Origin of the sequence: Enterobacter cloacae complex sp. OE43NF (assembly GCF_023544405.1) — a bacterium.
In the GTDB taxonomy this organism is placed as follows: domain Bacteria; phylum Pseudomonadota; class Gammaproteobacteria; order Enterobacterales; family Enterobacteriaceae; genus Enterobacter; species Enterobacter cloacae.
The window spans coordinates 35,241-58,657 of sequence record NZ_JAMJFW010000003.1 but is presented as its reverse complement, the minus strand read 5'-3'; the positions used below and the strand labels follow the sequence as shown (position 1 = coordinate 58,657).

Here is a 23,417-nt window from a genome sequence, read left to right as displayed (position 1 = left end):
CAACTTTCGTTGCCTTTTTGCTTTTACCTACAGCTTCGGTCCCGCACTCACCAGCGCTTCACCCGCCGGGGTATCGGTATACTTCTCGAAGTTCTCAATAAACAGCTTCGCCAGCGTTTCCGCTTTCTCACGCCACTGTTCCGGGGATCCGTAGGTGTTACGCGGGTCAAGGATATGCGTATCCACGCCCGGCAGCGCCGTTGGAATAGCCAGATCAAACATCGGCAGGGTGAAGGTTTCAGCGTTATCCAGAGAACCATCCAGAATGGCGTCGATAATGGCGCGGGTATCTTTGATGGAGATACGCTTGCCGGTACCGTTCCAGCCGGTGTTAACCAGGTACGCCTGCGCCCCGGAGGCCTGCATGCGTTTTACCAGCACTTCTGCGTACTGCGTCGGGTGCAGCGACAGGAAGGCCGCGCCGAAGCAGGCAGAGAACGTTGGGGTTGGCTCCGTCACGCCCCGCTCGGTGCCCGCCAGTTTGGCGGTAAAACCGGAGAGGAAGTGATACTGCGTCTGGCTGGCAGTCAGGCGGGAAACCGGCGGCAGCACGCCGAACGCATCCGCCGTCAGGAAAATCACCTTCGTCGCATGACCCGCTTTCGACACCGGCTTCACAATGTTGTCGATGTGATAGATCGGGTAGGAAACGCGGGTGTTTTCGGTTTTGGATGCGTCGTCGAAGTCGATAGAGCCGTCGGCACGTACGGTGACGTTTTCCAGCAGCGCATCGCGGCGGATGGCATGGAAGATATCCGGCTCAGCTTCTTCAGACAGACGAATGGTCTTCGCGTAGCAACCGCCTTCGAAGTTAAACACGCCGTCGTCATCCCAGCCGTGTTCGTCATCCCCAATCAGACGACGTTTTGGATCGGTAGACAGGGTGGTTTTACCGGTGCCGGACAGGCCAAAGAACACCGCCACATCCCCTTTTTCACCGACGTTCGCTGAGCAGTGCATAGAGGCGATACCGCGCAGCGGCAGCAGGTAGTTCATGACCGAGAACATGCCTTTCTTCATCTCGCCGCCGTACCAGGTACCGCCAATCAGCTGGATACGCTCGGTCAGGTTAAAGGCGATAAAGTTCTCGGAGTTCAGGCCCTGCTCTTGCCACTGTGGGTTGGTGCATTTGGCACCGTTCATCACGATGAAATCGGGTTTGAACGTCTGCAGCTCTTCGTCGGTTGGACGAATAAACATGTTTTTCACGAAATGTGCCTGCCAGGCCACTTCGGTGATAAAACGCACGGAAAGACGGGTGTCGGCGTTAGCGCCGCAGAAAGCGTCGACAATGAACAGACGCTTGCCGGAAAGTTGTTGGGTGACGAGCCCTTTCAGATGCTGCCAGGTTTCCGGGGAGAGCGGTTTGTTATCGTTCTTCCCTTTGCCCTTGTCAGCCCACCACAGCGTGTCGCGGGTGGTTTCGTCTCGGACGATATACTTATCTTTCGGCGAACGACCGGTAAAGATACCGGTATCGACGGCGATAGCACCAAGGTTAGTCAACACACCTCGCTCGTATCCTTCCAGTGCTGGATTGAGCTCTTCCTGATACAGCGTATCGTAATCGGGGTTGTAGACGATTTCCTGGACGTCGTGAATACCATAAGCCTTGAGATCTTGCGGGGTTAAACCAGTAACACGCATATCACTGCTCCTTAGCCAATATGTACTGCCTGAAATTGTAGGGTTTTTCTGAGGTTGTTAACCGCGACGGGGCTCATAGATTTACGTATCTGGTCAAAACCCTTACTAACGGAAAACGCTGCGACTCCAGTCACAGGGCAGGCGGATTATCGCAGGAATCGCTTTTTTGTTGGGGAAAATGTTCCGAAAAGGTTAATGGCTGGTGATTTTATCGGAAAGAATGTGAATGTAATCGCATACACGTAAGAAAATTACGTAAGGGTTACAGTATGAAAACGATTCATGTCGTCCGCGGATTGATGAAACAATACGCTTTTCTGGAAAAGGGATGAGAGATGGAAAACAGTGAAACGTTATCCCCTTCAACGCGCCTGGCCATCGTGCTGGCGGGCGCTTTACAGGGGCTGATTTGCTATGGGATCAGCGAGTACATTGCGTATGCGAAATTGCCATCCGATACGGTGTGGTCTTTGTGCGTGATGCCTGCAACGGTGGCGATGACCGCCACTGTCGCGCTTTCCGTGACGTCATTCAGAAAACCGTTACTCTGGCTGGCGCTCGCGATCGTTGGCGTTGTTGTCGCCGGTATGGGGGCCTGGCTTAAGTGGAGCGTGTCCGGGCTTGAACACTGGCAAATTAAAGAGGCCGTGCTCGTCTGGGGCTTTCATCTTCTGTTGATGATGCTATTGATGTTGCCATGGCTGCAAAGGCGTCTGTCGCCTGCGACGACGGCCTCGTTCTACAGTGATTTTTACGATAAGCACTGGCACAACGCGCTGACTATACTCACTATTTTTATCTCTAACGGCCTCTTCTGGCTGGTGCTTTTCCTCTGGGCTGAACTCTTCAAACTCATTGGCATTCAGTTTTTTGATCGCCTTTTCTTCCAGTCTGACTGGTTTATTTCAGTGGCGATTGGCGTGGTTTCTGCCAGTGTCGCCGTGCTGGCGCGTATGCAGGTGCGCTTGATGCGTGCATTACAGAACCTGCTTACCCTGATCGCCACCGGCCTGTTGCCTCTGATGGCGGCCTTAGCGCTGCTGTTCATTGGCGCATTGCCCGTGATGGGCTTTGAGGCCATTTCCGCACGGATATCCGCGGCGGGCCTGCTGACCGCCTTAGCGCTACTGCTCCTTTTTCTGGTGACGATTGTCTGGCATCCGCAGCGTCAGACGCTACCTTACTATGCGCTTCTCAACGGGATGGTTCGTCTCGCCATCGCTATCGTTCCCGCCTATCCGGTGTTAGCAGGGTGGGCGTTATGGCTGCGCATTTCGCAATATGGCTGGTCGCCGGAGCGTCTGTATGGCGTGCTCATTACGCTGGTGGCGCTGGTCTGGGCGGTAGGATTTTGCATAAGCGTTGTCTTCTGTCGCCGCCAGGCACAAAAGCTGCAGGCGTCCGTTATCCCGCTAACGGGGTTACTTGCGCTCATTCTCCTGATCCTGATTCATACGCCGGTGCTTGATCCGTGGCGTATCAGCGTTGAAAGCCATATGGCGCGCTACCACGACGGACGCATCAACGCGGATCAGGTCAGCCTGTATATGCTCAGCAACAGCGGGCGTAAGGGACGCGAAGCCATGCAGACGCTGCAATACGATCGGCAGTTTATGGCTGAGCCAAAGCGCCAGCGTGAGCTGTACGGCCTTCTAAGCGGAAACCGGGACGGAGCAGGGAAGATGACAGCCGGGATGCTTGAGAAGCAGTTCACACTCGCACCGGGTACGTCTCGCCCCGACAAGGGGTTATGGCAGGCGATGCTGAATAACCAGTACCGATTTGATTCCTGCAGCCGCGAGCGGAAAACCTGTTTACTGATGTCACTGGATCTGAACGGCGACGGCAAGCCTGAAGCGGTGATTTATCAGTTTAGCGACCGCACGATTGTGGTGTACACGCAAACCGGTACCGGCTGGAAGCTGGCAGGCGATACCTGGAAAATGCCTGATGGTTTATCACGGGAAGAGCTGGAACGCGCAGTGCAGCAGGGGAAGGTGAAACCCGCTGTGAAGCCGTGGGCAGATATTGAGATCTTCGGTGAACGCGTAGAGATAAACTACGATAATGCACTGGTGCGTTAACAAAACGGCTCCTTGTGGAGCCGTTGCTTTATGATCAGTGAACCTGCGGATCCGCCGGAGAGGCGTTGTTGCGGATCTCAGCGATATCCATCGAGTTGAACACATAGTGCGTACCGCAGTAGTCACAGTGCATATCGATTTCACCGTCTTCAGCCATAATGCTGTCGATCTCTTCATCCGGCAGGGTTTTCAGTGCGCCAGCGCAGCGTTCACGTGAACAGGTGCACTTAAACTCCACGGCCTGCGGATCGTAAACCGTCACCTCTACTTCATGATACAGACGCCACAGCACATCGGTCGCCGACAGGCTGAACAGCTCTTCCGCCTTGATGGTTTCGGTCAGCGTCGCCAGGTGCTCAAAATCATTGGTCTGCGCATCCTGTGCGGGCAGAACCTGCAGCAGCATACCGCCTGCAGCGGGTTGCCCGTCTACTTCACCGGTACGGATAAACAGGCGAGTTGGCAGCTGTTCTGAACGCATGAAGTAATCTTCCAGACAGGCGGCCAGGGTATCACCTTCCAGACCGACCACGCCCTGATAGCGTTCACCTTCTTCCGGGGAGATGGTGATCACCAGGTAGCCATTCCCCACCAGCGTTTTCAGGTCGGCATTTTCAGGAACGTCGCCCTGAACGCGCGCGACGCCGCGCATCTGCTGCTGATTGTTACCGTTGATCACGGCCAGCGACATCGGGCCATCACCCTGTAGCTGCACGGTGATATCACCGGCAAACTTCAGCGTGGCGGTCAGCAGGCTGGTGGCAACCAGCAGTTCGCCCAACAGGGTTTTCACCGGCAGCGGGTAGTTGTGGTTTTCCAGAATCTGTTTCCAGGTTTCGGATACGGTGACCAGCTCGCCACGCACGGCGAATTGTTCAAACAGATAGCGGTGTAATTGGTCGTGTTGGGCCATAATAGTCTCTCGTGCAGGTGAGGGTTACTCGGTCTCACCGTGTTTAAATTTCATCAGGTCGCGGCGCTCTTTTTTATCCGGTCGCCGGTCCGGGTGGGGCATGGTCAGCGCATTCATTTTGCGCGCCAGCGCGGTCTTTTCGCGCTTTTCAATGCTCTCAGCCGTCTCTTCATAAAGCTGTACGGCTTCAGATGCGGGCCGTCGTTGTTCGGTAATGGCTTTAATCACCACCGTTCGTTCATCGTTGCCCTGACGCAGCGTTAAGGTGGCATTCAGTTCAACCAGCTTACTCGGCTTGCTACGCTGGCCGTTGTAATGCACCTTTCCGCCGTCAATCATCTCGCGGGCAAGGGCGCGCGTTTTATAAAAACGGGCTGCCCACAGCCATTTATCCAGTCTTACCCCATCTGAGGGTTTTTCTTTCATGGCGTCTCCTTCACGGTCAGTGAGGGGATCATCTGACGATAGTCGCCCAGCCCCGGATGCCGCAGATAGCTTTTGTCCGCCAGGCCGGAGTCAGGATTGGTCACGCCCAGGCAGTAGCGAATGCCAAACGCCGCAGCGGAATCCAGAATGGGCTCGCTGTCATCAATGAACAGCGTGCGTTCCGGCTGTAAACCGGTCTCTTCCTTCACCGCATGCCACAACCGCTGATCCTCTTTCGGATAACCAAATGTGTGGGTGGAAAGTAATAAATCAAGGTGTGACGCAAGACCCGTATGTTCCAGCTTCACGGCCAGATTATGCGGATGGGCGTTGGTCAGCAAAATACGGCGCTTGCCGCTTGCTTTCAGCGCATCCAGGAAGGGCACGGTGTCCTCACGCAGTACGGCGCGCGGGCCCTGGGCGGTGGTCATGGCACAAATATCCAAACCGAGTCGTTCGCTCCAGTAGTCCAGACAGTACCAGTTTAGCGTATGTTGCACCGCGCTATATTGCGAACGAATGAATTCCTGCGCTTCTGCCGGGGAGATACCCTGCTGTTCGCCATAGGTCTCCGGGACCAGCTTTTGCCAGAAGTAATTATCAAAGGCGAGATCGAGCAGCGTGCCGTCCATATCCAGCAGGACGGTATCAACCTCCTGCCAGGCGATATCAAGATGCATAGGGGAACTCCAGCCAGAAGAAACGTGCGCGACAGGGTAGCACAACTTGTCGCGCAGCGATGTTATCCGATCAGGCTCTCAGAGGAGGGGACCAGCTTAGGATTAAGGCAATTTTCGTAGTATTGCTGGATCTCAGCAAGCCGGGTGCGCGAACGCTGGTAACGGCGCAGGGCCATAATGCCGTTCCAGAAAATAGACACCAGCATGGCGATCATCAGTAGTGATGTACCGATATAACGCCATAAACCCGCGCTGTCAGGCATCCGGTGCAGGCCGATATGGCGCGTACCGTTGGCATCGGTAAAGATACTGGTCACAATCCCTTCGGCACTGAATGGCGTTTGCATCAGCATCTGCGCCAGACGTTGGAACTGCCCCCATTGTTCCTGAGCCGGGTAGTCGTACAGGGCAATTTGCGGATAAGGCTGATCGACCAGGTCGCTGCCTTCATCGCTGACAATCACAAAGCCGCCAGGCGCCGGGCTATTCAGCGCCTGGGCCGCACGGGTGGTTTCACGCATCACAAACGGCGCGGTAGAGGTCGCCACCAGGTTATCCAGCGATTCGGCACTCACTGGGCGCAGTAGCACGTTCACGCCGTCCAGACGACCCGCTTCGGCGCGCTTCACCAGCGAGTCCCAGTCTTTGCTGTTACCCAGGTTCACGAGCGCATTTTTAAGGCGAACGCACTCATCCTGTGCGGAACATAAATCCTGTGTTTTCAATACGATTTCGCCAAAGTCATCCAGCAGTACCATTCCGGATTTCTGAATGGCAGAACGCAGGGCAGGGCTGACGCGTGAATCATCATCGGTTTTCGGGTGCAGCTGGCGGTTGAGCGTCTGGGTGAGCGCAGTGGCTTTATTGACGACATCTGATTCCGGCAGCGGCAACGGCGGCGCATCGTTCCAGACGATTTGCGAGCAGTCGAACGGCATGAACGGCGAGTTCTGACGGGTATTCCAGGCCCCTGGGGTGTGGATGTTACACATCCCGGTCCCCTTCAGACGGAGCGTATCACCCACCCGCACGCCAGCGTCATCCAGCTGCTTAACGCTGGTGGCTTCTACGGTTTGTGCCCCTTTGATCCACGACAGGGTGAATTTGATGGGCATATCCAGCGGCACGAACAGCAGCAACAGAGCAAAGACCAGCGCTGCGCCCCCGGCGATAACCGTACTGCGTAGCCAGTGCTGAAGCGGGAAGTTTTTCACTTCATCGTGCAGGGAGAGGAAGCGCCCCTGACGCACAACATGGCGGTCAAGATAGATATCAATATCGGTTTTATGCCCCAAATCCTGTGCAATCCATGGCTGCCAGTGGCGCGGATAGATAAGGTCAATAATCCCGAGGGAGATATTGTTGATATGTTCCTGATCGTTCTCACCGAACAGGCCCCAGCGCTTAGGGGTGCCGCGCAGGCAGTGAATTTCACGCAAAGAGGTTTTGGCCGGAGGCGCAAACAGCCCCCACAGCCCGGCGGCCAACAGCAGCAGCGCACCGCCCGCGAGCCACGGGACAAACACATCCGGCGTCAGCAGACAGAAGAAAAAGAGCAGGAAGGCGGCCACAATCAGGACCGCCTCGCGAATGCCATCCGGACGACTCAGGGCGTGCTCTTCATGAGTCTCCTGACGAATGTTCAGCAGTTCAATTTGCTCGGTCTCTTCACCGCGAATGGAGGCCTGCTTTGAACTCGCGCGTTCCAGCGCAAAGCGCGGTGCTTCATGAATGTATTCATTCAGCGTATGGCCGTTCAGGGAGATGACCAGCGGCAGCGAATCGGTATGGATAAGCTCAACGCTGTTTTCGTCATTAATGTACTGCTCCCAGGAGGGAGGCAGATGCACTTCAACGGAGTCGAGGTAGTAACGCCATTTATTGGGATCGTCAGTCGTGATGCCATAACGGGTGATGGAGCGCGTCACGCAGAGCACGGTGTCGCTTTGTGCGTTCAGATTGAGGGTGACAGGCGCAGCCGTAGCCCCCGTTGGCCCGGGCGTTAACTGGGAACGGTTGAGGGTTTCGAGATAGTTCTCAACAGCATCGCGCTCTTCTTGCGTGAGTTTACGCGTTGTGGCACCGGCAAAGGCCGTTAAAAAGGGCAGCCTGAAACGACGCTGTACGCGACGCCTGTATACCCACCCTGCAACTAAAGCGCCGGCCAGCATAGCAGCGAGAACGATCAAAATGGTGCTCATGCTTTCCCCATCTTACTTTATCTTCTTACAGGTGTAGTCAGTGCACCTTTAACAATGAATGAGAGTCTGTGGTTGGCTATCGGCAAGCATGGAGTCGAACTTGAGCATTCTGCAGCGCATCCCAGTGACCGATGATGATAGCAAAGCCTGTCATGGCGCGATATCAGCAAATTCCTGGAAACATTTCAACCTCTTGACATTTGTTTTGATTTGAGGATTGATTCCTGTCAGGTTGCACAAATGTAAATAAAGAACAATTGACATTGCCGAAACCGTGCGGCGTATCGCACAATAAAGTCAGTTCACACTTCAAAGACCCGTCAAGATGAGCAAACCACTACAAAAACCCACCATTCTGAGTGTTGAAACTGTCGCGAAATCCCGGCTGTTTAATGTCGAAAGTGTGGACCTGGAGTTCAGCAACGGCGTGCGTCGCGTTTATGAACGTATGCGCCCCTCATCGCGTGAAGCGGTGATGATCATCCCCATTGTTGATGACCATCTGATTTTGATCCGCGAGTATGCAGTGGGCACGGAATCTTATGAACTGGGTTTCTCGAAAGGGCTTATTGATCCGGGTGAAACGGTCTTTGAAGCAGCAAACCGCGAGCTGAAAGAAGAGGTTGGGTTTGGCGCGAAAGAGCTATCGTTCCTGAAAAAGCTGAGCATGGCTCCCTCCTATTTTTCCAGCAAAATGAACATTGTGGTGGCTGAAGATCTTTACCCTGAATCGCTGGAAGGTGACGAGCCGGAGCCGCTGCCCCAGGTTCGCTGGCCACTGGCGCACCTGATGGATTTGCTGGAAGATCCTGACTTCAATGAGGCGCGTAACGTGAGCGCGCTGTTCCTGGTGCGGGAATGGCTGAAGGGGCAGGGGCGGCTGTAGTGGCCTGATGCCCCAACCCTCTCCCACGGGAGAGGGAACAAACACAAAAACGGCAACCCGAGGTTGCCGTTTTGCTTTGGTGTCAGAACAGCTCGTGCGTCTCGCCGTTATCAATAATCTCTGTACCCACCTCATGCACCGCCTGCGTGGTTGGCTGCGTACCTTCGATGAAATACTCCTCACGGCTATTGCCACCGTTGGCTAACTGCCCGGTGCTGCGGTCGATATTGACCGTGACCACGCCCGGCGGTGGCGTCAGCGGCTGCTCCGGCACGCCCTCAAGAACGGATTTCATATAGGCATCCCAGGCTGGTTGCGCACTTTTGGCCCCACCTTCGTAGCCGGAAATCTGATCTTTGATCGCGCCAGACGCCGTGGTGCGGCCTAAATCGCGGCGGTGATCGTCAAAACCGATCCAGACCGAAGTCACCACGCCCGGGCCGTAACCGGAGAACCAGGCATCTTTCGAGCTGTTGGTGGTCCCGGTTTTACCGCCGATATCGTGGCGCTGTAAATCACGCCCGGCACGCCAGCCGGTACCCTGCCAGCCCGGTTCACCGAAGATGTTGGTATTCAACGCGCTCTTGATCAGGAATGACAGCGGGGTGTTGATCACATGCGGGGCATACTCCTGCGCACCGCTCTGCGCCACCAGCGCCTGGTTTGCCTGTTCCAGCTGTGGCTGCGGCACCACGCCGTTCGGCTGCTCCTGCGACACGGCGACATCTTCCATGTCCTTGTTTTCAAGCACGTCAGACTTCGGCGTATTGCCGTAAATCACCGGAATATCGCACTCCGCACAGGCAATTTTCGGTTTCGCTTCGAACAGCACCCCGCCCTGGTCGTTTTCGATTTTACTGATGAAGTACGGGTCGATCAGGAAGCCGCCGTTGGCCATGACCGAATACCCCCGCGCCACTTGCAACGGCGTGAACGATGCCGAGCCTAACGCCAGCGATTCGGTGCGCACGATGTTCTGTGCCGGGAAGCCAAAACGTTGCAGATACTCTGCCGCGTAATCGACGCCCATCGCACGCATTGCACGCACCATCACCACGTTTTTCGACTGACCCAGCCCCTGACGAAGGCGAATAGGACCTGCGTATTCCGCCGGCGAGTTCTTCGGCTGCCAGTCGGAACCGGCACCGGCATCCCAGCGAGAGATCGGCACGTCATTGAGGATACTGGCAAGCGTTAAGCCTTTATCCATCGCCGCCGTGTAGAGGAACGGTTTGATATTCGAACCGACCTGACGAAGCGCCTGCGTCGCGCGGTTGAATTTGCTCTGGTTGAAATCAAACCCACCCACCAGCGCCAGCACGGCACCGTTTTGCGGGTTAATGGAGACCAGCGCGGAGTTGACGTCTGGCACCTGCGCCAGCCACCAGGCATCGCCCACCTGACGCACCCAGATTTGTTGTCCGGTTTGTACGACATCGGTCACTTTGCGTGGCGTTGGTCCCTGTAAGGTGTCAGAGCGGTACGGACGCGCCCAGCGGATCCCGTCCATACGCAAGGAGACTGAGGTGCCATCCGCAAGCGTTGCTACGGCTTCCTGAGGCGTGGCCTGCGTCACCACCGCAGGCAGCAGCGGGCCGTAGGTAGGCAGCGCTTTCAGCGTACTGGTGATTTTTTTACTGTCCCAGGCGCTTTCGCCCACCTTCCACAGCACGTTGGACGGGCCGCGATAGCCGTGACGCATATCGTAGTCCATCACGTTATTTCTCACCGCATCCTGTGCTGCCTGCTGCCCTTTACGGGTAACCGTGGTGTATACGCGATAACCATCTTCATAGGCCTTATCCCCATAACGGCTGACCATTTCCTGGCGAACCATTTCGGTCAGATACGGGGCAGAGAAGGCGATCTCCGGCGCATGGTAGTTGGCGTCGATGACATCGTTGCGTGCCTGCTCATATTCACTCTGGCTGATGTAGCCTTCGCTCAGCATACGTGACAGAACGACATTGCGACGTGCGGTGGCGCGATCGAGCGAGTAGAGCGGGTTAAACGTGGACGGGGCTTTAGGCAGGCCGGCAATGGTCGCCATTTCGCTTAAGGTCAGTTGCTCCACGGGCTTGCCGAAGTACACCTGTGCCGCAGCACCCACGCCATAGGCGCGATAACCGAGATAGATCTTGTTGAGGTAAAGCTCAAGGATTTCGTCTTTACTCAGCAACTGCTCAATGCGGATCGCGAGGAACACCTCTTTTATCTTACGTATCAGCGTCTTTTCAGGGCTGAGGAAGAAGTTACGCGCCAGCTGCTGCGTAATGGTACTTGCCCCCTGAGAGGCATGCCCGGAGAACAGCGCAACGCTTGCGGCACGGAAAATCCCCACCGGGTCAACGCCGTGGTGTTCGTAAAAACGGCTGTCCTCTGTGGCGATGAAGGCCTTCACCATCACAGGGGGAATTTGGTTTAAGGTCAGCGGGATACGGCGTTTTTCGCCGTACTGCGCCATCAGCTCGCCGTCGGCGCTGTAGACCTGCATTGGGATCTGGAGCCGCACATCACGAAGCGTAGCGACATCAGGTAGCTGCGGCTCAATATATTTGTACAAACCATAAATCGAGCCTGCTCCCAGCAGAATGCAACACACTGCAAGGATTAATAAATACTTTACGAACTTCACCGGAGATTTCCCATCTGGTTTCACTTGGGCAGTTTCTAAACAATCGCGCGGTAGTATAAAGGCAAGCCTGATTCATTGATATAGCCGTCACGGCGACGGGCGATAAGGAGATCGTGAAGCATGGCTTTCAAAACATGGCAAACGGGCGTTCATATTCAACAAGATAGGGTGCTGATTGTCGCGCTGGTTCGTGAGCGTCTCAGCTGGTGTCTGCGCCGCTGGTGGGCGATACCGCTGACGGAAGGCATCATCCTCGACGGGAAAATTTGTCAGCCAGAACAATTGCTTGACGCATTACGCGGCTGGCGGCGTACGTTGCCGCATCAGCACCGGGTGTTTCTCTCATTTCCGGCGGCGCGTACCCTGCAAAGATCGTTGCCCCGCCCGGCTATCGCTCTGCGCGACAGCGAACAGCTCTCCTGGCTAGGGGCTGCGCTCTCGCGTGAGCTGGAGATGTCCCCTGATGCGCTGTGCTTCGATTACGCGCAGGACACGTTCAGCAACACATTTCATGTCACCGCTGCGCAAAACAAAGAGGTTGAAACACTACTGACGCTCGCGAAAACGCTGCATTTACGGCTGGTGACGATTACCCCGGATGCCAGCGCGCTGGCAAATTTTCTTCCTGCGGTGGCACCGGCGCAGTGTGTCGCGTGGCGAGACGAACATCAGTGGTTGTGGGCAATGCGCCACCAGTGGGGACGCCGCTTCGCTACCGAGGCCAAAAGCGTGGCTGAACTGGCGGCACTGCTGGCTCTCGCGCCGGACGATATCGCGCTGTTTGATAGCCAGCGCGACCCGTGGGAGTTCGTCTCTCGCTGTCAGCCCCCGCTGCCGGAGTGCGGTGCCGATTATACCGTCGCGCTGGCGCTGGCCATGAGCGAGGTGCCTGAATGAGCATGACCAATCTTCTTCCGTGGCGACAGCAACGACGCGCGCGCCGCGTGCGGTTCTGGGGAGGGCTGTCTGCGGCCACCTGTATTCTGACGCTGGCAACGGTCTTCAGTCTGAGCATGCACGCCCACCTGAAACTGCACGCCCTGCAGGCTGAACTGGCGGGCATGCAGACCGTGCAGCGCGCGCTGTCTTCTCGTCTACCTCTTGCCACACCCGCTCCCACGCGCCAGCCACAGCGTATGGCGTGGCACCCGGTGCTGGCGTCACTCTCCGATGCCATTCCGGCTCAGGCCTGGTTCACTGAGCTTCGTTACCAACCGCCCTCTTTGATGATTAACGGCTATGCCTCAGCACTGCCCGCCCTGTCGGCAATGGGTGATGCTCTGCGACAAATAGCGGGTTTTACCCCAGGGTCAGCAGGGGAGATACGGCAGGATAATCACGGGCGCTGGATGTTCACTTTTCAGCTCACAGGCCAGGGGTAACGTGTGAACAGAATATTTGAACGCTGGTCTGAGAGCCGTCGCCGGTACCGGCTCCTGTGCGGTGGGCTGGGCGTTGCCTTGTTGTGGGGAACCGCATGGGGCCTGTTCCTGAGGCCGCTTAATTCACAGCTTGCTGCGCTTCAGAAGCAAATGGCCGACGCCGTCCAGCGCCATGCGACGCTCTGGCCTGTCGCCAGCAACGCGCCGCGCCGGACACCTGAGCCTGACGCACGCCCGGTGGTGCGCTTTTCCCCGCTGGATTTTCAGGCTGATGGCGCAACGCTGGTGCACTGGAAACCCCTTCCGGGCGGTGGAGAGCTGGCGCTGGATGCCGAGTGGCCAGCAATCCTGACGGCTTTCGCCCGGCTGGCGCAACAAGATGTCCGGATTGCCGCCTTTACGCTTGCGCCTCAGGGCGCGGCGTTACGTCTGCGAGTGCAACTGGAGCTAGACCATGCGAAATAGCCTGCGCTACCTGCTGGTTTGCTCAGTGCTGTTACTCACCGGGATGCGCGATCCGTTTCATCCGCCCGACGATCCCTGTGCCGTTGGCGAGCTGACGCAGTGGCACTATCGAGGCATGGTCGGCGGGGTTGGCCTGTTGCAGGACGGGAAACAGCGCTGGTATCGCCTGCACTTAGAGGAACGTTTACCGGCGGGCTGGCGGGTCAGCGCAATGAATGAGACGCAACTCGTCGTAGACGTGGGTGAAACCTGTGAGCCAGCGCAATGGACGTGGCAACGAGAAGGAACGAAAAAATATGAATTTAAGGATAACGCTGCTGTAACTGACGATCGTCACTCCGCTGGCCGCCGCACCGAAGCCGGTCACGCTGGTGGTGGATGATGTTCCTGTGGTTCAGGTCCTGCAGGCGCTGGTGGCGCAGGAGAATCGTAATCTGGTGGTGTCACCCGACGTAAGCGGCACATTATCGCTCAGTCTGACGCATGTTCCGTGGCGACAGGCATTACAGACGGTGATCGCCAGCGCAGGGCTGGTTCTGCGCGAGGAGGGCGGCATTTTCTATGTCCATACGGCGGCCTGGCAGCGCGAACAGCAGGAGCGTAACGCACAGGACCGGGCCCGCAGGCAGCTTGAGGCTCCGCTGCTCTCGCAAAGCATTTCGTTTTCATACGCAGATGCCGGGGAGCTGCAAAACGCAGCGGAAAAACTGCTCAGTCCTAAGGGCAGTCTGTCTCTTGATAAACGCACCAACCGGCTGCTGGTCAGGGATAATAAAGCCGTACTGGAAACGCTACAGCGCTGGGCAACACAGATGGATATTCCCGTCGAGCAGGTCGAACTGGCGGCGCATATCGTCACCATCAACGAAAAAAGTCTGCGGGAGCTGGGGGTGAAATGGAATCTTGCCGAGGCCACTGAAGCGGGCAAGGTTGGGCAAATGACAACCCTTGGCAGTGATTTGTCCGTGGCCAGCGCCACCAGCCATGTGGGGTTTAACATCGGGCGTATTAACGGCAGGCTGCTGGATCTGGAGCTGTCAGCACTGGAGCAAAAACAGCAGGTCGATATCATCGCCAGCCCGCGACTGCTGGCCTCACATATGCAGCCGGCCAGTATCAAACAGGGCAGTGAGATCCCGTATCAGGTCTCCAGCGGGGAGAGTGGGGCTACCTCTGTGGAGTTCAAAGAGGCGGTATTAGGTATGGAGGTCACCCCAGTGGTGCTGCCGGGCGGGCGCGTGCGTCTGAAATTACATATCAGTGAAAATATGCCGGGGCAGGTGTTGCAACAGGCCGATGGCGAAACGCTGGCTATCGACAAACAAGAAATAGAAACTCAGGTGGAGGTAAAAAGTGGAGAAACGCTGGCGCTGGGCGGTATTTTCTCGCAAAAGAATAAAACCGGAAGTGATAGCGTACCCGGGCTCGGTAAAATCCCTTGGCTTGGGCAGCTTTTTCGTCATGACGGTAAAGACAACGAACGGCGTGAATTAGTGGTGTTTATAACACCACGTCTGGTGGCTATTCACTGACGGGTAACGATCCCCGCAATGATTTTGCATTCAGTTTGTTGCAGATGTTTGACGTGGGGCATGAATTAGCATACAAGGAGTACCGATTTGAGTTGGACTGACGTCTTGTTGTCTTATGCGTCTGGTGCGGTGATTTAATCAGTTGCCAAACAAGCCGGAGTATTGAGATAATTTTTAGTCTGACTCTCGCTCTATTGCATATGAGGTTTCAGTTCATGTCCTGCTACGCCGGGTGTCTGCGAAGCGGGGATTACCATTAACGAATAGTCTTAGTAGTACCGAAAAAATGGCAGAGAAACGCAATATCTTTCTGGTTGGGCCTATGGGTGCCGGCAAAAGCACTATTGGGCGTCAGTTAGCTCAACAACTCAATATGGAATTTTACGATTCTGATCAAGAGATTGAGAAACGAACCGGAGCTGATGTGGGCTGGGTCTTCGATGTAGAAGGCGAAGAAGGTTTCCGTGACCGAGAAGAAAAAGTGATCAACGAACTCACGGAAAAACAGGGCATCGTGCTGGCGACCGGCGGCGGTTCTGTAAAATCTCGCGAAACCCGCAACCGTCTCTCCGCCCGTGGCGTAGTGGTCTATCTTGAGACGACCATTGAAAAACAGCTGGCACGTACGCAGCGCGATAAAAAGCGCCCGCTGCTGCAGGTTGAAACGCCACCACGCGAAGTTCTGGAAGCGTTGGCCGATGAACGCAATCCTCTGTACGAAGAGATTGCTGATGTGACCATTCGTACTGATGATCAGAGCGCTAAAGTGGTTGCAAACCAGATTATTCATATGCTGGAAAGCAACTGATTCTGGCTTTATATACACTCGCCTGCGGGTAAAAGCATTAAAGGTGGATGTCGCGTCATGGAGAGGATTACAGTTACTCTCGGGGAACGTAGTTACCCTATCACCATCGCGGCTGGTTTGTTTAACGACCCAGCTTCCTTTTTACCACTGAAAGCGGGTGATCAGGCGATGCTGGTCACCAATGAGACGCTGGCTCCGCTTTATCTTGACCGCGTTCGCCACCTGCTTGAGCAGGCGGGCGTGAAGGTCGACAGTGTAATTCTGCCCGATGGCGAGCAGTATAAAAGCCTGACGGTACTGGATACCGTCTTTACCGCATTGCTGCAAAAACCCCATGGTCGCGATACGACACTGCTTGCTCTCGGCGGCGGTGTTGTGGGCGATCTGACGGGCTTTGCGGCAGCAAGCTATCAACGTGGTGTCCGTTTTATTCAGATTCCGACCACCTTACTGTCTCAGGTCGACTCTTCCGTTGGCGGCAAAACCGCGGTCAACCATCCGCTCGGCAAAAACATGATTGGCGCGTTCTACCAGCCTGCTTCGGTGGTGGTGGATCTCGACTGTCTGAAAACCCTGCCAGCACGCGAACTGGCCTCTGGCCTGGCTGAAGTGATCAAATACGGCATTATTCTCGACGGCGAGTTCTTTAACTGGCTGGAAGAGAATATGGATGCGCTGCTGCGCCTGGATGAGGCTAAACTGGCATACTGCATTCGCCGTTGTTGTGAGCTGAAAGCAGAAGTTGTTGCAGCAGACGAGCGTGAAACGGGCTTACGTGCTTTACTGAATCTTGGGCATACGTTTGGCCACGCGATTGAAGCCGAAATGGGTTACGGAAACTGGCTCCACGGTGAAGCTGTCGCTGCTGGCATGGTGATGGCTGCCCGTACCTCCGAACGTCTGGGTCAGTTCAAACCGGAAGAGACGGCACGTATCATCGCACTGCTGGAACGTGCTGGCTTGCCGGTAACCGGGCCGCAGGAGATGTCGGCGCAAGCGTATTTACCCCACATGATGCGCGATAAAAAAGTATTGGCAGGTGAGATGCGTCTTGTACTCCCGCTTGCAATAGGGAAGAGTGAAGTGCGCGGCGGAGTGCCGCACGATGTCGTTCTTGGCGCTATCGCTGATTGTCAGCAGGCGTAACAACTAGAAAGGTCAGGCCACTGTTACCGGTGGTCGTTTAGCTTCAGGCGAAATGCAAAGTCGTAGGCATAAGCCTTTGAGTGGGGTGTTAAATGGATGAATTCAAACCAGAAGACGAGCTGAAACCCGATCCCAGCGATCGTCGTACTGGTCGTTCTCGTCAATCTTCAGAACGTGATAACGAGCCGCAGATCAACTTTGACGATGTTGATCTGGATGCAGACGATCGTCGCCCTTCACGTAGCCGCAATGCGCGTGATGAGCGAGAAGAAGAGGATTATGAGTCCGAAGAAGATTCAATGGACGAAGAGCCAGTAGAGCGTCGCCCGCGTAAACGTAAAAAAGCGGCCGCGCAGAAACCGGCCTCCCGCCAGTACATCATGATGGGACTGGGCGTTCTGGTGCTTGTGCTGCTGATTGTCGGCATTGGCTCCGCGCTGAAAGCGCCTTCCACGAATTCTGGCGAGCAAACGGCTTCCACTGAGAAGAGCATCAACCTCTCCGGTAACGATGCGGCAGATCAGGCAAATGGTGCACAGCCAGCGCCGGGGACCACCTCCGCAGAGCAGACCGCCAGTAACACAACGACGCCGCAGGATGTTTCCCTGCCGCCAGTCTCTTCTACCCCCGCTCAGAATCAGGCACCTGCCACGCCAGAAGGCCAGCAGCGTGTAGAAGTTCAGGGCGATCTGAACAACGCGCTGATGCAGCCGCAAAACCAGCAGCAGGTGGATAACGTCGTGGTGAACTCTACGCTGCCAACTGAACCTGCAACCGTTGCGCCTGTTCGCGGTGGCAACGCTCAGCCACAAACCGCAGCAACGGAAAGCAAGCCGCGTCAGACTCAGACTGCACCACGTCAGGAACGTAAGCAGGCGGTCATTGAACCTAAGCGTGAAACCAAACCTCAGGCTGTGGTAAAAGCACCAGAAGTCAAAGCAACCCCGGTGCAGCCGAAACGGACTGAAACCGCTGCGGCAAGCGAGCCTGCAAAAGCGCCAGTGACGCAGACTGCACCGAAAGCCACGGCCACCACCACTGCACCTGCGGCGACAACAGCTCCAGCTGCAACCGCCACAGCATCGGCTGGCACAACCGGTAAAACGACGGGTAACGTCGGTTCACTGAAATCTGCGCCATCCAGTAACTACACGCTGCAGCTGAGCAGTTCGTCCAACTATGACAACCTCAACGGTTGGGCGAAGAAATCGAATCTGAAAAACTACGTGGTTTATCAGACTACCCGTAACGGGCAGCCGTGGTATGTGCTGGTGAGCGGTGTGTATGCTTCTAAAGATGAAGCGAAACGTGCCGTGGCGACACTGCCAGCAGACGTTCAGGCGAAAAACCCGTGGGCGAAGCCCATTCATCAGGTTCAGGCCGATCTTAAGTAATGTTTAAAGCGCAGGATGCTGTCGGAGCTTTCTCCACAGCCGGAGAAGGTGTAATCAGTTAGTCAGCATGAAAAAAAATCGCGCTTTTCTGAAATGGGCAGGGGGGAAATACCCCCTGCTTGATGATATTAAAAAGCACCTGCCTAAAGGCGAGTGTCTTATCGAGCCCTTTGTGGGTGCAGGATCGGTGTTCCTGAACACCGATTTTTCTCGTTATATCCTGGCGGATATCAACAGCGATCTCATCAGCCTCTATAACATCGTCAAACTGCGTACCGATGAGTATGTGGAAGAGGCGCGCAAGCTGTTTACGCCCGAGAACAACCATCCGGATGTTTACTACCAGCTGCGCACTGAGTTTAACCAGAGCCAGGATCCGTTCCGTCGGGCGCTGTTGTTCCTTTATCTCAACCGCCATGGTTACAACGGCCTGTGCCGGTATAATCTGCGTGGGGAATTCAACGTGCCGTTTGGCCGCTATAAGCGCCCTTACTTCCCGCAGGACGAGCTGTATCACTTTGCTGAAAAAGCGCAAAATGCAGAATTCCACTGCCTCTCATATGAAGAGTGTATGGAACTGGCGGGCGTAGACTCGGTGGTTTACTGCGATCCGCCTTACGCCCCGCTGTCTGCGACGGCGAATTTTACCGCCTATCACACCAACAGCTTCAGTCCGGCCGAGCAGGCCCGTCTGGCGGAGATGGCGGAAAAGCTGGTCAGCAAAAGAATTCCGGTGTTAATTTCGAATCACGATACCCCTGATACGCGCGAATGGTACAAAGCCGCGAAGCATTTTCAGGTCAAAGTGCGGCGTAGCATTAGCAGCAACGGCGGCACACGTAAAAAGGTGGACGAACTCCTGGCTCTTTATCGCCCCTGAGCCGTTTTGCCCGCCGGTAAACACATTTCAAGGAGATGCGGATGAAACAGTTTTTGATTGCTCCCTCAATTCTGTCGGCCGATTTTGCCCGCCTGGGTGAGGACACTGCTAACGCGCTCGCCGCGGGTGCGGATGTCGTCCATTTCGACGTTATGGATAACCACTACGTTCCTAATCTGACCATTGGCCCCATGGTGCTCAAGGCGCTGCGTAACTACGGTATTACCGCGCCCATTGACGTCCATCTGATGGTGAAACCGGTTGACCGCATCGTGCCTGATTTTGCCGCGGCGGGCGCCAGTATCATTACTTTCCACCCGGAAGCGTCTGAACACGTTGACCGCACGCTGCAGCTGATTAAAGAAAACGGCTGTAAAGCGGGCCTGGTCTTTAACCCGGCAACGCCGCTGAGCTATCTCGACTATGTGATGGATAAGCTGGACGTTATCTTGCTGATGTCCGTTAACCCGGGCTTTGGCGGGCAGTCATTCATTCCTCACACGCTCGATAAACTGCGTGAAGTGCGCCGTCGTATTGATGAGTCAGGTTATGACATCCGTCTGGAAGTGGATGGTGGCGTGAAGGTGAATAACATTGGTGAAATTGCGGCTGCGGGCGCGGATATGTTCGTTGCAGGTTCGGCAATTTTCGACCAACCGGATTACAAAAAAGTTATAGATGAAATGCGCCGCGAGCTGGCGAAGGTAAGTCATGGATAAATTGCAGGCAACCCGGGGTATTGCATTTGACCTCGATGGCACGCTGGTTGACAGCGCGCCGGGCTTAACGAGCGCCGTCGACCAGGCGCTGTATGCCCTTGAACTGCCCGTCGCGGGCGAAGATCGCGTCGTGACGTGGATTGGTAATGGCGCAGATGTCCTGATGGAGCGCGCCCTGACGTGGGCTCGCCAGGAGCGTGCGTCACAACGTTCCGCACAGGGTAAACCGAGCGTTGATCACGCGGATATCCCGCAGGAAGAACAACTGCGTATTCTGCGCAAACTGTTTGACCGTTTCTACGCAGAAACCGTTGAAGAAGGCAGCTTCCTGTTCCCGGACGTGAAGGAAACGCTGAGCGCGCTGAATGCTAAAGGCATTCCGTTGGGGCTGGTTACCAACAAGCCGACGCCGTTTGTTGCGCCATTGCTGGACGCGCTGGATATCGCGAAATACTTCACCGTGATTGTGGGCGGTGATGACGTACAGAATAAAAAGCCGCACCCGGAACCGCTGTTGCTGGTGGCAGGAAAATTATCCTTAACACCTGCTGAGCTGCTCTTTGTCGGTGATTCACGCAATGATATTCTGGCTGCCAGAGCGGCGGGTTGTCCCTCCGTGGGGTTAACCTATGGCTACAACTACGGTGAGGCCATTACCCTGAGTGAGCCGGACGTCGTGTTCGATCGCTTCAAAGATTTGTTGCCCGCACTCGGGCTTTCATACAGTGAACATCAGGAATTGAAAAATGACTAAGCCCATCGTTTTTAGTGGCGCCCAGCCGTCAGGTGAATTGACCATTGGTAACTACATGGGTGCGTTACGTCAGTGGGTTAGCATGCAGGATGACTACCATTGCATTTACTGCATTGTGGATCTGCATGCTATTACCGCCCGTCAGGATCCTGAGAAGCTGCGTAAAGCCACGCTGGACACCCTGGCGCTCTATCTGGCCTGCGGGATCGATCCTGAAAAGAGCACCATCTTCGTTCAGTCTCACGTGCCGGAGCATGCACAGCTTGGCTGGGCGCTGAACTGCTACACCTACTTTGGTGAACTGAGCCGCATGACGCAGTTCAAGGATAAATCCGCGCGCTATTCCGAGAACATCAACGCCGGTCTGTTTGACTATCCGGTGCTGATGGCGGCTGACATTCTGCTGTATCAGACTAACCAGGTGCCGGTGGGTGAAGACCAGAAGCAACATCTTGAACTGAGCCGTGATATCGCCCAGCGCTTTAACGCCCTGTATGGCGAAGTGTTCAAGGTGCCAGAGCCATTTATTCCAAAATCCGGTGCACGCGTGATGTCGCTGCTGGAGCCGACCAAAAAGATGTCCAAGTCTGACGATAACCGCAACAACGTTATTGGCCTGCTGGAAGATCCGAAATCGGTGGTTAAAAAGCTCAAGCGTGCCGTGACCGACTCCGACGAGCCGCCTGTTGTGCGCTACGATGTGCAGAACAAAGCGGGGGTCTCCAACCTGCTGGATATCCTCTCCGGTGTGACCGGCCAGAGCATTCCTGAGCTGGAGCAGCACTTTGAAGGCAAGATGTACGGCCACCTGAAAGGCGAAGTGGCGGATGCCGTTTCCGGTATGCTGACCGAGCTGCAGGAGCGTTATCATCGCTACCGTAACGATGAAGCCTTCCTGCAGAAGGTGATGAAAGAGGGCGCTGAAAAAGCCAGCGCGCGCGCGTCAGAAACCCTGAAAGCGGTGTACGAAGCGATTGGGTTTGTTGCGAAGCCGTAGGTAAAAGCAAAACGGTAACGGCGTTACCGTTTTTAGGGTTTGTACCCTCTCCCTGTGGGAGAGGGCCAGGGTGAGGGCATCACGCCGCACTTTTCTAAACAAAAAAACCGGGGAATCCCCGGTTTTTTTACACCTGTAAAATAGCTTACTGCTGTGCCGCCGGGCCACAACCCCCGATGATCTTCGAAATAGAGATCGCCGGGTGCAGCAGGTAATCGTAGCTGCAGTTATTTTTGGTGTTTTGCACGTGGCCAGTGCAGGCCGTCAGAGTCGATAACAGGCCTACCAGAACGGCAGCTTTAGCCAGTTTGAACATACGCATTCCTTGTCTTAAAAAAACTAAATTGGATGTAACACGAGGGAATAAATGGAAAAGTTCCATTTCGCGGGAGGTATGTTATCGACAGCAGTAACAGGGGAGTAGTCCGGTTAAGGACTACTCGAAGAAGGGAGAATATGCGCTAGTGATTTGAGAACCAGTTGAGTTTATCGCGCAGCTCGACCACGCGGCCGACAATAATCAGCGCCGGGCTTTCAACCTGCTGCGCCAGCTCACCCAGCTGTGTCAGCACGCCATTTACCACGCGCTGCTTAATGGAGGTGCCGTTTTCCACCAGTGCGACGGGCATATCCGTTTCCATGCCGTGTTCCAGTAATTTCGCCTGGATCGTAGCGGCCTGATTCAGCCCCATATAGAAGACCAGCGTCTGCTTTTCGGCGGCCAGGTTGTGCCAGTCCAGTTCGCTGCCGGTTTTCAGGTGCCCCGTTACCAGACGCACGCTCTGCGCGTAATCACGATGGGTCAATGGAATACCGGAGTATGCCGAACAGCCGGATGCCGCCGTAATGCCAGGCACCACAGAGAACGGAATACCTGCGTTGCACAGGGTTTCCAGTTCCTCGCCGCCGCGACCAAAGATAAACGGATCCCCGCCCTTCAGGCGCACCACACGTTTTCCTTTTTGCGCTTCCCGCAGCAGGATCTGGTTAATCTCTTCCTGCGGCACGCAGTGATAACCCGCACGTTTACCCACAAACACCCGGTCCGCATCGCGACGTACCAGATTCATGATTTCATCGGAGACCAGACGGTCATACACAACGGTATCGGCCTGCTGGATCTGTTGGAGTCCTTTCAGCGTCAGTAATCCCGCATCGCCGGGGCCTGCGCCTACCAGCACCACCTCGCCACGATGATCCAGCGGTTCAGAGAGTAACTGCTCGGTCGTCTCTTCAACCGCCTTCACGTCCTGATTGGCCAGCGACTGGGCCAGCCGGTCATTGACGAAGAATTTTTCCCAGAAGCGACGGCGCTCGCCCACGGTCGCGAAGGTCTGCTTCACTCGTGAACGCAGTTGCCCTGCATAGTGGGCAATTTGCCCAAGATGTTGCGGCAGCAGTGCTTCCAGTTTTTCCCGCAGCAGGCGGGCGAGAACCGGCGAGCGGCCACCTGACGACACCGCAATCATCAGCGGTGAACGGTCGATTATCGACGGCATGATAAAGCTGGCTTCTTTCGGCGCATCCACCACGTTGCAGAATATACGGCGCGCTTCGCAGGCATCGCTAACGCGCTGATTCACTTCATCGTCATCCGTCGCGGCAATAGTCAGCCAGCAGGTATCCAGCAGGGACTCGTTAAACTCCCCCTGATTCAGCGTGAGCATCCCTTCCTTCGCCCAGGCTTCAAACTGTGGTGCGAAGGCGAGGGCGTTAACCGTAAGACGGGCACCTGCCTCTAACAGCAAGCGGGCTTTGCGTTCAGCCACATCGCCGCCACCCACAAGCAGGCAGTCGCGATGGCGTAATTGACAGAAAATCGGCAGGTGGTCCACGACATTACCTCACAGCATTCATGGAGGGGGTAA

Annotated in this window: 22 protein-coding genes; 14 read left to right on the top strand and 8 right to left on the bottom strand. The window is 55.6% G+C overall.

Annotated features, from left to right (window positions below; translation table 11 throughout):
* Window positions 1–27: 27 nt before the first annotated feature.
* Complete coding sequence (gene pckA / locus M8370_RS02660) at window positions 28–1,647, bottom strand: phosphoenolpyruvate carboxykinase (ATP) (RefSeq protein ID WP_014833557.1); 1,620 nt, start codon at window positions 1,645–1,647, stop codon at window positions 28–30.
* 335 nt (window positions 1,648–1,982) lie between these two features.
* Between pckA and M8370_RS02655 the strand changes: the two genes are divergently transcribed.
* The gene (locus tag M8370_RS02655; RefSeq protein ID WP_248048827.1) at window positions 1,983–3,731 is read left to right on the top strand and encodes a DUF4153 domain-containing protein; all 1,749 of its coding nucleotides are present in this window, start codon (window positions 1,983–1,985) and stop codon (window positions 3,729–3,731) included.
* Window positions 3,732–3,765: 34 nt separating this feature from the next.
* On the opposite strand, the gene hslO is transcribed toward M8370_RS02655, so the two are convergent.
* From hslO to M8370_RS02635, 4 genes are all read right to left on the bottom strand, one after another.
* Window positions 3,766–4,644: an Hsp33 family molecular chaperone HslO gene (hslO, locus tag M8370_RS02650; RefSeq protein ID WP_250020453.1), complete on the bottom strand. Its 879-nt coding sequence runs from the start codon at window positions 4,642–4,644 to the stop codon at window positions 3,766–3,768.
* Between the two features lie 24 nt (window positions 4,645–4,668).
* Window positions 4,669–5,070 (bottom strand): ribosome-associated heat shock protein Hsp15, encoded by a 402-nt coding sequence (gene hslR / locus M8370_RS02645; RefSeq protein ID WP_013099083.1) that lies wholly within the window; start codon window positions 5,068–5,070, stop codon window positions 4,669–4,671.
* A complete protein-coding gene (yrfG, locus tag M8370_RS02640; protein ID WP_013099082.1) occupies window positions 5,067–5,750 on the bottom strand; it encodes a GMP/IMP nucleotidase in 684 nt (227 codons plus the stop codon). The genes hslR and yrfG overlap by 4 nt, the downstream gene beginning before the upstream one ends.
* A gap of 62 nt (window positions 5,751–5,812) precedes the next feature.
* Window positions 5,813–7,951: an intracellular growth attenuator family protein gene (locus M8370_RS02635; RefSeq protein WP_013099081.1), complete on the bottom strand. Its 2,139-nt coding sequence runs from the start codon at window positions 7,949–7,951 to the stop codon at window positions 5,813–5,815.
* A 325-nt stretch (window positions 7,952–8,276) separates the two neighbouring features.
* On the opposite strand from M8370_RS02635, the gene nudE reads away from it, so the two are divergent.
* Window positions 8,277–8,837, top strand: coding sequence for an ADP compounds hydrolase NudE (gene nudE, locus M8370_RS02630; RefSeq protein ID WP_029882167.1), 561 nt, complete (start codon window positions 8,277–8,279; stop codon window positions 8,835–8,837).
* 82 nt (window positions 8,838–8,919) lie between these two features.
* Here nudE and mrcA read toward each other — a convergent pair whose 3' ends face one another.
* The gene (mrcA, locus tag M8370_RS02625; protein ID WP_013099079.1) at window positions 8,920–11,472 is read right to left on the bottom strand and encodes a peptidoglycan glycosyltransferase/peptidoglycan DD-transpeptidase MrcA; all 2,553 of its coding nucleotides are present in this window, start codon (window positions 11,470–11,472) and stop codon (window positions 8,920–8,922) included.
* Window positions 11,473–11,592: 120 nt separating this feature from the next.
* On the opposite strand from mrcA, the gene M8370_RS02620 reads away from it, so the two are divergent.
* The 12 genes from M8370_RS02620 to trpS all read left to right on the top strand — a co-directional run bounded on the left by M8370_RS02620 (window position 11,593) and on the right by trpS (window position 21,549).
* Window positions 11,593–12,369, top strand: coding sequence for a type IV pilus biogenesis protein PilM (locus M8370_RS02620; protein ID WP_029882166.1), 777 nt, complete (start codon window positions 11,593–11,595; stop codon window positions 12,367–12,369).
* Window positions 12,366–12,854: a PilN domain-containing protein gene (locus M8370_RS02615; RefSeq protein WP_013099077.1), complete on the top strand. Its 489-nt coding sequence runs from the start codon at window positions 12,366–12,368 to the stop codon at window positions 12,852–12,854. Before M8370_RS02620 ends, M8370_RS02615 begins: the two co-directional genes overlap by 4 nt.
* 3 nt (window positions 12,855–12,857) lie before the next feature.
* Window positions 12,858–13,319, top strand: a complete 462-nt coding sequence (locus M8370_RS02610; RefSeq protein WP_038981441.1) for a HofO family protein — start codon at window positions 12,858–12,860, stop codon at window positions 13,317–13,319.
* A complete protein-coding gene (locus tag M8370_RS02605; RefSeq protein WP_029882164.1) occupies window positions 13,309–13,701 on the top strand; it encodes a HofP DNA utilization family protein in 393 nt (130 codons plus the stop codon). Before M8370_RS02610 ends, M8370_RS02605 begins: the two co-directional genes overlap by 11 nt.
* The gene (hofQ, locus tag M8370_RS02600) at window positions 13,643–14,851 is read left to right on the top strand and encodes a DNA uptake porin HofQ (protein WP_250020470.1); all 1,209 of its coding nucleotides are present in this window, start codon (window positions 13,643–13,645) and stop codon (window positions 14,849–14,851) included. The genes M8370_RS02605 and hofQ overlap by 59 nt, the downstream gene beginning before the upstream one ends.
* Window positions 14,852–15,137: 286 nt before the next feature.
* Window positions 15,138–15,659 (top strand): shikimate kinase AroK, encoded by a 522-nt coding sequence (gene aroK / locus M8370_RS02595; protein WP_003861630.1) that lies wholly within the window; start codon window positions 15,138–15,140, stop codon window positions 15,657–15,659.
* A 57-nt stretch (window positions 15,660–15,716) separates the two neighbouring features.
* Entirely contained in the window at window positions 15,717–16,805 is a 1,089-nt protein-coding gene (gene aroB, locus M8370_RS02590) for a 3-dehydroquinate synthase (RefSeq protein ID WP_029882162.1), read from the top strand.
* Window positions 16,806–16,897: 92 nt separating this feature from the next.
* Window positions 16,898–18,199: a cell division protein DamX gene (gene damX / locus M8370_RS02585; protein ID WP_029882161.1), complete on the top strand. Its 1,302-nt coding sequence runs from the start codon at window positions 16,898–16,900 to the stop codon at window positions 18,197–18,199.
* Window positions 18,200–18,266: 67 nt separating this feature from the next.
* On the top strand, window positions 18,267–19,079 hold the full coding sequence (dam, locus tag M8370_RS02580) for an adenine-specific DNA-methyltransferase (RefSeq protein ID WP_013099069.1): 813 nt from the start codon (window positions 18,267–18,269) through the stop codon (window positions 19,077–19,079).
* A 41-nt stretch (window positions 19,080–19,120) separates the two neighbouring features.
* Window positions 19,121–19,798, top strand: a complete 678-nt coding sequence (gene rpe / locus M8370_RS02575; RefSeq protein WP_008503032.1) for a ribulose-phosphate 3-epimerase — start codon at window positions 19,121–19,123, stop codon at window positions 19,796–19,798.
* Complete coding sequence (gene gph, locus M8370_RS02570; RefSeq protein ID WP_038981450.1) at window positions 19,791–20,552, top strand: phosphoglycolate phosphatase; 762 nt, start codon at window positions 19,791–19,793, stop codon at window positions 20,550–20,552. The genes rpe and gph overlap by 8 nt, the downstream gene beginning before the upstream one ends.
* Window positions 20,545–21,549 (top strand): tryptophan--tRNA ligase, encoded by a 1,005-nt coding sequence (gene trpS, locus M8370_RS02565; protein WP_020687783.1) that lies wholly within the window; start codon window positions 20,545–20,547, stop codon window positions 21,547–21,549. Before gph ends, trpS begins: the two co-directional genes overlap by 8 nt.
* Before the next feature lie 145 nt (window positions 21,550–21,694).
* On the opposite strand, the gene M8370_RS02560 is transcribed toward trpS, so the two are convergent.
* Window positions 21,695–21,865 (bottom strand): YhfL family protein, encoded by a 171-nt coding sequence (locus tag M8370_RS02560; RefSeq protein WP_008503029.1) that lies wholly within the window; start codon window positions 21,863–21,865, stop codon window positions 21,695–21,697.
* 145 nt (window positions 21,866–22,010) lie between these two features.
* The gene (gene cysG, locus M8370_RS02555) at window positions 22,011–23,384 is read right to left on the bottom strand and encodes a siroheme synthase CysG (protein WP_128312082.1); all 1,374 of its coding nucleotides are present in this window, start codon (window positions 23,382–23,384) and stop codon (window positions 22,011–22,013) included.
* Between the last annotated feature and the right edge of the window lie 33 nt (window positions 23,385–23,417).